The 11,373-nt window shown below is 57.2% G+C and carries 12 protein-coding genes; 8 read left to right on the forward strand and 4 right to left on the reverse strand.

The window, feature by feature from the left end:
- Positions 1-1,602 carry a methyl-accepting chemotaxis protein gene (locus R0J87_RS14355; protein WP_498886953.1) on the reverse strand — a complete coding sequence of 534 codons (1,602 nt, stop codon included), beginning with the start codon at positions 1,600-1,602 and terminating at the stop codon, positions 1-3.
- A 199-nt stretch (positions 1,603-1,801) separates the two neighbouring features.
- On the opposite strand from R0J87_RS14355, the gene R0J87_RS14360 reads away from it, so the two are divergent.
- The 8 genes from R0J87_RS14360 to R0J87_RS14395 all read left to right on the forward strand — a co-directional run bounded on the left by R0J87_RS14360 (position 1,802) and on the right by R0J87_RS14395 (position 7,670).
- A complete protein-coding gene (locus R0J87_RS14360; protein ID WP_498886954.1) occupies positions 1,802-2,668 on the forward strand; it encodes an MBL fold metallo-hydrolase in 867 nt (288 codons plus the stop codon).
- A gap of 40 nt (positions 2,669-2,708) precedes the next feature.
- Positions 2,709-2,900, forward strand: a complete 192-nt coding sequence (locus tag R0J87_RS14365; protein ID WP_285263532.1) for a YgaP family membrane protein — start codon at positions 2,709-2,711, stop codon at positions 2,898-2,900.
- Positions 2,901-2,928: 28 nt separating this feature from the next.
- Entirely contained in the window at positions 2,929-3,381 is a 453-nt protein-coding gene (locus tag R0J87_RS14370; RefSeq protein WP_404346051.1) for a YeeE/YedE family protein, read from the forward strand.
- Positions 3,378-3,800, forward strand: a complete 423-nt coding sequence (locus R0J87_RS14375; protein ID WP_404342506.1) for a DUF6691 family protein — start codon at positions 3,378-3,380, stop codon at positions 3,798-3,800. The genes R0J87_RS14370 and R0J87_RS14375 overlap by 4 nt, the downstream gene beginning before the upstream one ends.
- Before the next feature lie 140 nt (positions 3,801-3,940).
- Complete coding sequence (locus R0J87_RS14380; RefSeq protein WP_404342504.1) at positions 3,941-4,642, forward strand: response regulator; 702 nt, start codon at positions 3,941-3,943, stop codon at positions 4,640-4,642.
- Positions 4,639-5,979 carry an ATP-binding protein gene (locus R0J87_RS14385; RefSeq protein WP_498886957.1) on the forward strand — a complete coding sequence of 447 codons (1,341 nt, stop codon included), beginning with the start codon at positions 4,639-4,641 and terminating at the stop codon, positions 5,977-5,979. Before R0J87_RS14380 ends, R0J87_RS14385 begins: the two co-directional genes overlap by 4 nt.
- Positions 5,980-5,988: 9 nt before the next feature.
- On the forward strand, positions 5,989-6,651 hold the full coding sequence (locus R0J87_RS14390) for a c-type cytochrome (protein ID WP_498886958.1): 663 nt from the start codon (positions 5,989-5,991) through the stop codon (positions 6,649-6,651).
- Positions 6,648-7,670 (forward strand): c-type cytochrome, encoded by a 1,023-nt coding sequence (locus tag R0J87_RS14395; protein ID WP_498886959.1) that lies wholly within the window; start codon positions 6,648-6,650, stop codon positions 7,668-7,670. The genes R0J87_RS14390 and R0J87_RS14395 overlap by 4 nt, the downstream gene beginning before the upstream one ends.
- Positions 7,671-7,729: 59 nt before the next feature.
- On the opposite strand, the gene dsbG is transcribed toward R0J87_RS14395, so the two are convergent.
- The 3 genes from dsbG to R0J87_RS14410 all read right to left on the reverse strand — a co-directional run bounded on the left by dsbG (position 7,730) and on the right by R0J87_RS14410 (position 11,239).
- The gene (dsbG, locus tag R0J87_RS14400) at positions 7,730-8,512 is read right to left on the reverse strand and encodes a thiol:disulfide interchange protein DsbG (protein ID WP_498886960.1); all 783 of its coding nucleotides are present in this window, start codon (positions 8,510-8,512) and stop codon (positions 7,730-7,732) included.
- Positions 8,513-8,564: 52 nt separating this feature from the next.
- Positions 8,565-9,380 carry a TlpA family protein disulfide reductase gene (locus R0J87_RS14405; protein ID WP_498886962.1) on the reverse strand — a complete coding sequence of 272 codons (816 nt, stop codon included), beginning with the start codon at positions 9,378-9,380 and terminating at the stop codon, positions 8,565-8,567.
- Between the two features lie 98 nt (positions 9,381-9,478).
- Positions 9,479-11,239 carry a sugar phosphorylase gene (locus R0J87_RS14410; RefSeq protein ID WP_498886963.1) on the reverse strand — a complete coding sequence of 587 codons (1,761 nt, stop codon included), beginning with the start codon at positions 11,237-11,239 and terminating at the stop codon, positions 9,479-9,481.
- Between the last annotated feature and the right edge of the window lie 134 nt (positions 11,240-11,373).

Genomic DNA, 11,373 nt, shown 5'->3' on the forward strand with positions numbered 1-11,373 from the left:
TTAAAAGTCGCTGAAGGAGGAGGAGTGAGCCGCTGGCGCGGCAATAGCAGGCTGGTGCGCTTCTTTATTTAACTTAAAGTTAGTCACCAAGTGGCGAAGTTGGGTGCTCAGCTGTGCTAGCTGCTGGGTCGCGTGGTTACTCTGCTGTACCAGCCCCGCGTTTTGCTGGGTCATTTGATCCATCTGCGTCACGGCCTGATTGACCTGCTCGATACCGCTGCTCTGCTCGATGGTGGCTGCCGAGATTTCCTGTACCAGCGTACTGAGCTGCTGAATATCCGCCACCACACCGGTAATCATTTCACCCGTGTTTTTGACTTGGCGGCTGCCTTCTACCACTTGCGCATCCGCATTTTCGATCAACCCTTTGATCTCTTGGGCGGCGGACGCAGAGCGGCTGGCCAGCTGGCGCACTTCATTGGCGACGACCGCAAAGCCACGGCCTTGCTCCCCTGCACGGGCCGCTTCCACCGAGGCGTTCAGCGCCAGAATATTAGTCTGAAAAGCGATGGCATCAATGGTATTCACGATGCTGCTCATTTGCGTCGCGCTGTTGTTGATGTTGTCCATGGTGTTAATCACTGAAGCCATAGCGTCGCTACCGCGTTGGGCGCTTTCAGCGGTTTTGGTGGCCAGGGTGCGGGCATGGTCAGCGTGGTCGGCGTTCTGTTTCACCGTTGCTGTTAATTGCTCCATGCTGGAAGCGGTTTCTGCCAGCGAAGCAGCCTGTTCTTCGGTGCGGGTGGAGAGCTCTTCATTGACGCCGACGATCTGCTCCACGCCGTGATTCACCTGGTCCGCGCCGTGGTGAATGTCGCTGATGGTGCCCGCTAGCGTTTCGCGCATGCGGTTAATGTCATACAGCAAGCTGTGCTGATCCTTGTCGGAGAGTGTGGCGGCCTGGGTTAGGTCACCATCGGCAATATGGCGTACCACCGTGGCTGCATAGCGCGGGTCGCCGCCTAATCGACGGGCAACGTCACGAATGACCCAGCCCATTAGCAGCGTCACCGGCACGCCAATCACTAATAAAATAATCGCTGAGCGAATTAGACCGGTAATAAAGGCGGCATTGATGTCGTCGACATAGACGCCGGCGGCCAACGACCAGCCCCACTCTGGCAGGTGCGCGACATAGCTCACCTTAGGCACTTGGTCATCCCCGCTGATGCGGCGCGAGTAATAGTCCACATGACCGCCACCGGCTTGGGCAACGTCTAAGAAGGCAGCGTATAACCGCATGCCGCTAGCATCTTGATAAGCGCTCATATCCTCGCCCCTAGGGCGATTAGGGTGCGACACGATCGCCAGGTCGTTATCGAAGGCAAACACATACTCGTCCTCGCCAAAGCGTACGCTGGCAATGTTATCGATGGCCCGTTGCTGTGCTTCCTCCTCGGTTAGTTCGCCGCGCTCGGCGCGTGCCTGTAGTGCTTCCAGCTGTCCATGGATACTGCCCACGATATGTTGAATGCTGTCGCGACGTTCACTTTCGATGGTTTGGCGGTTCTCCCACGCCAACCAGCCCACTAGCAGTAGCATCGCCACCCAAATGATGCCGAGCGTGCTCCAAAGTTTCTGTGTCGTTGTCAAACGGTTCATGGTGTCCCTGTGAAAAATCCAATCAGTAAGTAAGCCCTTACTTTTATCGGCCACTATGGTTAATACCTTAGTCGAGTTAATAAAAAAATAGCGGTGTGGAGTGCTTGTAAGTTCCAAAATGATCTAAATATATAACTTAATTTGCGCTACACTCAGTAAACATACTCAGCGCTAGCAGGCCATCAGCAGGAGGCTCTCTATGCAACGCCCCATCGTGACCCACTTCTTCGACGAGCCCACCAATACGTTTAGCTATGTGGTGCAAGACCCTGATAGCGATGCGTGCGCCATCATCGACTCCGTACTCGATTTTGACTACGCCGCCGGACGTACCGACGTTCGTTCTGCGGAGCAGATCATTGCCTTTGTGCGCGGTAAAGGGCTGAAGGTGGAATGGATAATGGAAACCCATGTGCATGCGGATCACCTGTCGGCCGCACCGTACCTACATACCAAGCTGGGCGGCAAAACTGGCATTGGCGCCCATATCGTCGACGTGCAGGAAATTTTTGGTAAAGCCTTCAATGCAGGCACTGAGTTTGCGCGGGACGGCAGCCAGTTCGATGCGCTCTTTAAAGAAGGCGACACCTTCAACATCGGTGGGCTTGAAGGGCGGGTGCTGCATACGCCGGGTCATACGCCAGCCTGCTTGACCTATGTGGTGGGCGATGCCGCTTTTGTGGGTGATACCTTATTCATGCCGGACTACGGCACGGCGCGCTGCGATTTTCCAGGCGGAGACGCCCGCACGCTTTACCACTCTATTCAGAAAGTACTGGCACTGCCCGAGCAAACGCGGCTGTTTTTATGCCACGACTATAAAGCGCCGGGACGAAACGCTTATCAGCATGAAACTACCGTTGCCGAACAGCGCCAGGCCAACGTCCATGTGCACGACGGCATTAGCGAGGAAGAGTTCGTCAAGATGCGCACCGAGCGAGATGCCACGTTAGGCATGCCACGCCTGATTATTCCTTCTGTGCAGGTCAATATGCGGGCAGGCGAGCTACCGCCTGCCGAAGATAACGGCCAAGTATACTTAAAAGTACCGCTCAATCGGTTTTGAGCGGTGGGTGGCGCAACTTTAAATCGGCAGGTATCCAGCAATGAAAACGAATGTAGGTGGCTTTGACAAAATGGCGCGTATTGCAGTGGGCGCACTGCTCATTGTGCTAGCGCTAACAGGTACGATTGGCGCATGGGGCTGGGTCGGCGTGATTCCGCTGGCGACGGGGCTGTTTAGTTTCTGCCCACTCTACCCGCTGCTGGGGATTTCAACATGCAAAACCAAGCGTTAGATCGTACAAGGAGTTATTTGTGACTGCGATGGCGAGCCTGCAAGGGCTGGTAGGTGGCGTGCTGATTGGGCTTTCAGCGGTGTGGCTGATGGGCGCGCTAGGTCGTATTGCCGGTATTAGCGGCATTATTGGCGGCTTAATTACTCAGCGGCCTAAAGGAGACAGTGCTTGGCGGGTGGCTTTTTTAGCGGGGCTAATTAGTGGCCCGCTACTGGTAATGGCTGTTGGGGGTGGGCTTGGGAACGTGGCAGGTGTGCCCGGTGCGGTGATTGGTGAACCTGCAGGCGGCGTGCCGCTTATGTTGTTAGCAGGCCTGCTGGTGGGGGTAGGCACGGGGCTTGGCAGTGGCTGCACCAGCGGACATGGCGTGTGTGGCTTGGCGCGGTTAGCGCCCCGGTCGATGGCGGCCACTGGAACCTTCCTGGTCGCGGCCATCGCGACGGTCTATGTGGTACGGCATGTCATCGGAGGTGGGGTATGAGCACACCGGCCGTCAAAACCGCAGCGGGATACCTCGCTGGCCTGTTGTTTGGTTTGGGACTCGCGATTTCTGGAATGACCGACCCTGCGCGGGTACTCGGCTTTTTGGATATTGCCGGTGCCTGGGACCCGACGCTGATATTTGTACTCGGGGCCGCAGTGGGCACCACCTTTGTGGGCTATCGGTTAGTCTTTGCACGCGGTACGCCACTTTTTAGTACCAAATTCCAACTGCCGACCAAGCAAGAGCTAGATGCCAAACTGTTAGGCGGCGCGGCGCTGTTTGGAGTGGGGTGGGGCCTCTCAGGTTACTGCCCTGGGCCTGCGATTGCCTCTATTGGTGGGCTAACGCTGCCACTGCTGGCGCTACTGGCAGCGATGGTATTGGGTTGGTTTATCGCTCAGCGACTCTCCCGCTAAGCGCTCAGCGCTTACAAGATTGACGCCCTTGCCGCCCGGTAAGGGCGCTTTTTTTTGATCTGGCGCAATCCTTTTGCCTTGTGGCTTAACGCTTAGTTAATGCGCTTTTGCCATGCTGCCTCCATCACAAGGAAACCGCTATGCACGTCCTATTGATTGAAGATGATCCGCTGGTGGCCTCGGGTATTCGCTCTGGCCTAATGATGTACCACTTCGTGGTAGAGCACGTAACCTCGGTGCAGGCTGCGCGTCAGGCGATGCAAAGTGTCGCCAGCGACGTGGTGATATTGGACCGTGGCCTGCCCGATGGCGACGGCTTGGCGCTGCTGCACGCCTGGCGAGACGAAGGCGTAACGACGCCTGTGCTCATGCTGACTGCCAGGGATGCCGTGCGTGACAGAGTGGATGGGTTGCAAAGGGGCGCAGATGATTACTTGGTAAAACCCTTCGATTTAGATGAATTGGTGGCACGGCTACATGCGTTACTGCGGCGAGTGGCCGGGCGTAGCCAAGGGCTGACCGTGCACGGTGCGCTTACCCTAGACCCTGCCTCGCGAGAAGTGCGGGTAGCCGATGAACGGGTCGCGCTCTCACGCCGTGAGCTGGTGCTGTTGGAGGCTTTCCTTCACGCCCCGCGTAGCGTGCTCTCGGCGGACCAACTAAAAGATAGCCTCTACGGGCTAAGCGACGATGTCGAAAGTAACGCGCTCAATGTCCACATTCATCATCTTCGGCGCAAGCTAGGCAGCGGCATTATTGAGACCGTACGTGGTTTGGGCTACCGCCTAGGTAAGCCAGAAGCCGTGTTTGTGCCGGGGCAAATGCCCAAGGGGCAGCGATGAGTCTGCGCGCCCGCCTGCTACTCACGCTGGGGCTGACTTTGGCGCTGCTATGGGGCGTTGCAGCGGCTTGGCTGCTCAACGATTTGCAGAAAACCTTTGTCGCCACGCTTGACCAACGTTTGGCTCAATCCGCGCGCATGGTGGCGGGGCTGGTGCATCAATTGCCGGAAGAGGTGTGGGAGCAAAGCACAATGAACACGCTCTCTATTCCGCCCATCGAAGGCTTGGCCTGCCAGGTGCACTCGCCACGCGGTGAGATCATCGCCCGAACCCACGCCAATATGGATGAGGTCCTTGCGCCGGGGCAGCAGGGCCATGCTTATCGTCAAGAAGGCGATACGACGTGGCGTGTGTTTACCTACGAACGTGGTGGCTTGGTGATCACCACCGCGGACCGTATGGATGAGCGCAATATGCTGTTAAACGGCATGGTGCGCGTTGCCGTTGTGCCATTTGTGGTGGCATTAATCGGCAGCCTTATCGCGTTATGGATAGGCGTATGGCGCGGTTTGGCACCGCTTTCTCGATTGCAGGCGTCGTTGGCAAGCCGTCACCCGGAAGCGCTGGCGCCGGTCTCTACTTACGATGTGCCGAAAGAGATCAAACCTCTCATTGATACGCTCAACCATTTACTCACGCGGGTGCATCAAACCCTGGTGCGGGAGCAGCGCTTTACCAACGACGCTGCCCATGAGCTGCGCACCCCGCTCACTGCGATTAAAACTCACCTACAGGTCGCGCAACGCGCAGAGGGCCCTACGGCTCAAGAAGCTCTCAAACATGCCGAAGCAGGCGTCGTACGTTTGGCTCATACCTTAGATCAACTGCTTACGCTGGCCCGCGTTGAGGGCCGCATGCGCTTTGATGACGGTGAGCCAAGCGATGTGGCCCACGTTATCGAGCTGGCCGTTGCTGATAGCGCCGCTGCCCCAGGGCAGTGCCAGTGGCCGGATACGCTGCCTAATGCGTGTCTGGCCATGCCTAGAGAGCTGGCGATTACGGCGCTGCGCAATCTCGTCGATAACGCCTTGCATCATGGCCCCCAGGGCGGCGCTATCACTCTCCATACAGCACAAACGCATAGTGACATTACCTTCACCGTGCACGACCAAGGCCCCGGGGTGGATGAAGAAACACTGGCCCAACTGACCCAGCGTTTCTGGCGGGCTAGTAAACAGCAGGGCAGTGGGTTGGGATTAGCCATTGTTGCTGCGATTACGCAACGTTTTGGGGGGGATGTGCGCTTTGAAAACGCCACTTCTGGGGGCTTTCGTGCGCACTTAAGAGTACCCACCGTACCAGTCCAAACAAGTAAGACCATAACAACGGAAGCATAAGGGGGGAGTATGAAAACAGTGCATGGGGGCAGGCTCAGCCTGCTGCTAGGAGCCTGCATCATCGCGAGCACTAGCGTGGCGCAAGAGGGGGATATCGCGCGGGGTGAAACGGCATCGACAACGTGTGTGGCCTGTCACCAAGCCAACGGTGGAGGCATGAACATCCCAGGTGGTGAATCCTGGCCGCGCTTGGCCGGTTTAGATGCCAACTACATCGCGAAGCAGCTACATGACTTCAAATCAGGCGATCGCCAGAACGCCACGATGATGACGTTCGCCAATATGCTTAACGATCAGCAAATTGCCGACGTGGCGGCGTATTACAGTCAGCTACCCGCGACGCCAGGCCAGGGCGGTGACAATGCCGATGAAGCGCTGCTAGCGCGCGGTCAGCAATTAGCGGAACGCGGCGACTGGAACGCTTATATCGTTTCCTGCCAGAGCTGTCATGGCCCTGGTGGCCAGGGCGTCGGTGAGACATTCCCAAGCATCGCGGGGCAGCATGCGGGCTATATCAGTGCGCAGCTTAACGCTTGGAAGAACGACACGCGTCGTAACGACCCCCAGAATCTCATGGGGGCTATTGCCGATCGTATGAGTGAAGAGGATATCCAGGCGGTGTCGGCGTGGTACGCCACTCAGCCAGCCGCTGAAGGGGAGGCCACACAATGAGCACTGTCCGTCGCCATAAAATGATCGCGCTATCTAGCACTGTTTTGGTAGTGGGTACCGGGTTGAGCCTCTATGCCGCGCATGCGTTTGCTCAGCAAGAGGAGCGGGCGGATGCCGCGCTGAATCAGTTGGTGCACGAGCCACCTACTATGGAAGACCTGGAAGCCTCTGACCTTCACCCAGAGCTTAAAAAGGTCATTCGCTACGGCCATGACCTCTTCACCAATACCCAGCAGCTAAGAGGCGAGTACGTTTTTAACGATATGAACTGCTCAAGCTGCCATCTAGGAGAGGGCCGCGTACCGTTTAGCGCGCCGGTATGGGCAGCTGCCATCACCTTGCCCGATTTTCGCGGCAAAAATCAGCATGTGAATAACCTAGAAGAGCGCATTGCAGGCTGTTTTGCCTACTCCATGAACGGCACACCGCCCGAGTACGGCAGCGACGAAATGCTGGCGCTTAGCGCCTACCACCAGTGGCTCGCCACCGGTGCGCCGATGTACCCCGATAAGCCGATCTATGGCCGTGGTTTCCCTGCGCCTGAACAGCCTGAGACACCCAGCTATGCCAGAGGCGAGGCGGCGTACCAGGAGAACTGCGCCATCTGCCACCAGGAAGATGGTTCTGGGCACTATGAAAACGGCGAGTATGTGTTCCCCGCCCCTTGGGGTGACGGCTCGAACAACTGGGGGGCCGGTATTGCACGGGTAGAAACCATGGCTGGGTTTATCTATCAAAACATGCCACTGGGCCAGCCGCGCTCGTTAACCGGCCAGCAGGCGTGGGATATTGCCTACTACATCAATAGCCAAGAGCGCCCCCAAGACCCGCGCTACACCGGCGATGTCGTGGAAACCGCCGAGCGATTCGGCCCCACATTCCACAACCGCTCGCTCTACGGCCAAACCCGCGAGCATGACGGCCATGTGCTAGGCGACCACGCTAATTTTGGCGAGAAAGGTGACATCCAACCCTGGAACGTTGGCATGCCACGGTTCCAAAATCTCTCTGAAGAGTAAAACGCGTTAAGACACACCAAAAGGGCGGCTATAAGGCCGCCCGTTTAGTAAAAGCCTACTTAAGGCGCTTCGCTACCCATCATCTCAATGAGGCGTTCTTGGCTGGGGAGGCCTTGGATGCGGTCAATGCGCACAGTGCCGCCTTCAGCCTCACGTTGGAAAGCGCTGGTAGGGGTGGCGTAGAGACCTAGCTCTTCAAAGAGTTGGTTGTTGGCGTAGACCTGCTCTTCGATATCCCGTGGCTGTGCGCTGGGGGAGAGTTCATCGCCTTCACTGTGGCGGTGCAGGGCGGCGGAGGGGTCGTCAGCGCCGAGAAGCGTGGCGGCTAACGCAGGGCTATTAGGGGCGAGAATACCGACCATAATATGGCGCAGCTGAACCTCGCCAGCCTCTACCCAGGGGCGGGTTTGTTGCCACAGCTGGCGGCAATAAGGGCAGTTGGCGTCGGTGAAGGTGTAGATGACGCGTGGGGCGTCCGGATCGCCATCCTGAATCCAGCGGCTCTCTTCAAGCAGCTCCCAAGTTTCGGCTTCCAGCGGGGCTCGCACATGCTCATCTAGCTGTGCCTCAGTCAGGTCGCTGCCTTCGCTGTCTACTAGCGTGCCAATAATGGCGTGCTCTCCATCAGGCGTTAGATAAATCGCCATATCTTGCCCTTGCACGCTGGCCCCAAAGCCGCGCATTCCACCTGGCGCATCAAACTGCCCATGAATCGTTAAGCCCTGGTTGGCCAGCGCCTGCACGGGGGCTGGCAGCTCGTCGGCATGGCTGGCTGCCGCTGCGCCACCCAGCGCGGCAAGTAAAGCGAAACGGCCAACATGGGGTAATAAAACACGTTGCATAGCACTATCCTTATGAAAACGGCTTGGTGTGGGTGCCGTGAGGCAAAATATATTAGCGAATACGCGAAAGGCCATCTTGCAAAGTGGCGCGTGAAAGCTCGCCAAAATGGGTGCTAACGAGTTGGCCATCCGCGTTGTAGTAAAGCGTTGTGGGCATGGCATGGGCTCCGGTGGCTTGGCCCAGGGCATTGCGCGGGTCCTGCCATACATTATTCAAATCAAAGCCGTGTTCGCTCATAAAAGCTTCGATTTGCTGAAGGCTTTCACCTTGGTTAACGAACACAAAGGTGATGTCTTGCGCTTGTTGCTGGGCCTCTTCAAACACCGGCATTTCTCGAATACACGGCGGGCACCAGCTTGCCCATAGGTTAACCACCATGGGCTTTCGCTGCTGCTGAGCAAGTTCGGTCAGGGTGATTGGCTCGCCGCTGAGCGTAGTAAGTGGGGTAGTGGGCAGTGGGCGTGCCTGCTGTTCGATCAGTAGCGTACTGCCAGCCATCAAGCCCCAGGCTAAACCGCCTACCAAAAGCGCCCCTGCCAGCGGCACTCGTTGGCGAGGCGAGCGCCATAGTGCCCATCCGGCGTAGCTAAGGCCCGCCACTATGCCACCGAGTATATCGAAGCCGCCATCGCGAATATCTAGGCGCGACAGCAAGCCGTCATAGTCGCTCCAGTAACGCACAACAAAGACGAGGCGTGCGGCCACCATCGCCACAAATAGAAGGGTAAATAACGTATCGCTGACCGCCACGCGATGCCGCTGGCCAATAAGCGCACCCGCTAGCAGGGCCAGTAAAAAGGCAAATCCAATCATCAATTGATGCAGACTAAACCCCATGGGGCCAATCGCAACGCTTTGCTGCAACATAGTCACTCACGCTTTCACCAGTGGTTTAGCGTGAGTGTGTCAGAACAAGATTATTTAACGATTATCTCTCGCTACCCTGAGTCGTTATGTCGCAAGCCTTACGCTTCAGCAACCAGCCAGCGTACCGCATAGGGCGGCAGTGTTTCCTCGTGATGAGCTGTCAGCGGGTCAAGCGGCTGCCAGTGGTGCTGAGTGAGCGCTTGGTTCAGGGCATCGCCTGCGTGAGCGAGGTCAAACTTACCATCGGTGACGTTATACAGCGCGAGCAGGCGTCGCCCGTTATGGATTGGCCCGCGCTCAATGGCTAGCAGTTCGGGTGGCGTTTCTATCACGCGCTGCGGGGCGTTGGGGTGGAAGCAGGGCTCTTGGCGACGCTGTTCCAGCAGCCGGTGAAGCGCTCGAAAAACGTCATGGGTTGGGGTGGAAGGGCTCTCCAGCAGCAGTGCCAGCTCATCAAGCTGCCAGCGGCGACGGTTAATCGAGCGTAAGCGGCCGCTGCGCTCCACGCCTTCGACATCGTTTAGCGTGCCGGTGAGCGTATGGATATAGAGCGCGGGTATTCCTTGCAGGCTGAGCATGATCGCTTGGCTGCATAGAAAACGCGCAATTTGCCACGGGTCTGGCCCGCGGCGGGTGCCGCGCATGGCCTCAAACCAGGTAATGTTGATTTCGTAGGGTGTGTCGCTGCCATCAGGGTTGCTGCGCATGCTGACAAAGCCACCAAAACGATGCATCAGTTCCAGCAGCGCGTCGCGCTCATGGTCAGGCAGCAGGCCTTCTAACGGCCGTACGCCAATACCATCGTGGCTCGCGGTGAAGTTTAAGTAGGTGCACTGTTCAGGCAGCACCGGCAGGCTGTTTAACCACGTTTGTATCGTCGTCGCTTCGCCACGGGTTAGGGTGTGCAGCAGCAGGGGTGGCAGGGCGAACTGGTACACCATGTGGGCTTCATCGGGCGCGCCTTCCGCTAATCGCTCTAAGCCAAAGTAGCTGATGTTTTCAGCATGAGGCACGTTAGTTTCGGTAATGAGCAGCGTGCCTGGGGCTATTTCATCCACGATGGCGCGAAGTAAGCGCACCACCGTATGGGTTTCCGGCAGGTGAATGCAGGAGGTGCCCAAGCGCTTCCACAAAAAAGCCACCGCGTCCAAGCGAATAATGCGCACCCCTTGCTGTAGGTAGAACAGCAAAATACCCACAAACTCTAGCAGCACATCCGGGTTTTCGAAGTTGAGGTCTATTTGGTCTTCCGAAAAAGTCGCCCATACGTGGCGCGTACCTCGGCGCGTAGAGATCGGCACCAGTAGCGGGCTACTGCGCGGCCGGGTGACCTGGGAAACATCGGTATCCGGATCGACTTCAATAAAGTAGTCGCGGCCAGGCAAGCTACCGGTCAGGTAATCCACAAACCAGAGCGACTCCCGCGATACATGATTGAGCACTAAATCGGCCATCAAGTCGTAGTGGCTGGCCAAGTTTTGGATATGCGCCCACTCGCCCAGCTCGCTATTGACCTCGCGATAGTGAATCACCGAAAAGCCGTCGTCACTGCTCCATGGGAAAAAGGGCAGCACGTGAACCCCGCTGATGGCATCCCCTAGGTAGCGCTGCAAAAAGGTGTCCAGTACCGCTAATGGTGGCGTGTCATCTTCTACAATGGAGTCACCGTAACAGATGACCCACTGATCTTTTTCGCTCCATGTTGGTGCGTTTTTAGATGTCGCGCTCGCCGGTAGAGCAGCTGTCGAGGCGGTGCGAAAATGCTCAATATGCTGGCCTATGCGCCGCTGTACCTCCCCCGCACGGGGGCCATATAGGTGGGTTAGGTAACGGTGAACGGTCTGCTCGAAAATGGTCATAAAGGGCGTCCTATCAATCAACCTTCGACAAACGCTGCAGCTTGTGTGCCAAATCGTTACAATACGATGTGATACGCGTTGTATAACATCGCTACGCCTGTTGTCGGCCTGCTGTTAGTGACATGATGGCCTTC

The organism is Halomonas sp. SIMBA_159, from assembly GCF_046536035.1.
Classification (GTDB): Bacteria; Pseudomonadota; Gammaproteobacteria; order Pseudomonadales; family Halomonadaceae; genus Vreelandella; species Vreelandella venusta_A.